Here is a 1,065-nt window from a genome sequence, read left to right on the forward strand (position 1 = left end):
ATAACATAGCGTATAGACTTTCCCAACGTTTACTAGTTTTCAATAAATTTAAACAGTCATGGCTGGATGATCTTCAACCGTTACTGTTTCAACATCTATTAATCTGGAACAATGCTCTTTTATGAAATCACTCCATGGCAGTAATTGTTCAATACCATCAGGCCCATTTTTGTAACCCGGCATGTACAACAGCAATGTATAGATATATTGGAACACGTTCAGATTGTTTGCTTTTGCAGTCTCTACGAGACTATATAGGATGGCACTTGCATTTGCACCAGCGACTGATGCATGGAACAGGGAAGCTTTTCTTCCAATTGCATAAGATTTTGCCATCCGTTCGGCGGCGTTGTTGGATAATTCGCAACGTCCATCTTGTAGATAATTGCATAAACTATCCCTGTGATTTTGGGCATAGTCCACCGCTTTCGAGAGCTTGCTGCCCTTCGTTGTGTTCAAGGAGTCAACCCATTTCCAGAAGTTATCCCATATCGTTACTTCTAACTCCAAACGCTTTGCTTTACGTTCTTGCGGTGGCAGATCCTTGAATTCCCGTTCCAGATAAAACAGTTTGTTGCAATAAGCAACACCGATTTCGGCAGGAATGTATTTATCAAGGTCTGATTCCGGGATTTCAGGTTCTTTGATGGCTACTTCCGAATTGATATCAAGAAGTTTCATGGTTTTCTTTTTCTCTGCCGGTAGAGCTTCGAAAAATTTCCTTCTGCAGTGAGCCATACAGCAGCAAAGCAATACATCGATAACCTTATTGTATCCCTGATAGCCATCGCATTGAAGCAGGCCATGAAATCCTTCCAGAAATTCCTGTGGATGGATCCCCCCTCTGCCGGATTGGTATTCATACATGACGATTTTAGGAAGACCGTCAGTTCCGGAAGCGTAAATCCACATATAAGATGTGGACTGTGCAGTTTTTCCCTTTTCACGCAATACCTGGCAGGTAGTCTCATCTGCATGGATTACTTCGCGGGTGATTAATTCCATATGCATACGTTCATAGATTGGAAGAAGATATTTTTCTGCCGCAATGATACACCAGTTAGC

1 protein-coding gene is annotated in these 1,065 nt (G+C 42.1%); it reads right to left on the reverse strand.

The window, feature by feature from the left end; genetic code table 11:
• Positions 1-48 precede the first annotated feature (48 nt).
• Positions 49-1,065 (reverse strand): IS66 family transposase (tnpC, locus tag RHS_RS29645; RefSeq protein ID WP_047835271.1); only part of this gene is annotated, 1,017 nt, incomplete at its 5' end.

The organism is Robinsoniella sp. RHS, assembly GCF_001029355.1.
Taxonomy (GTDB): domain Bacteria; phylum Bacillota; class Clostridia; order Lachnospirales; family Lachnospiraceae; genus Robinsoniella; species Robinsoniella peoriensis.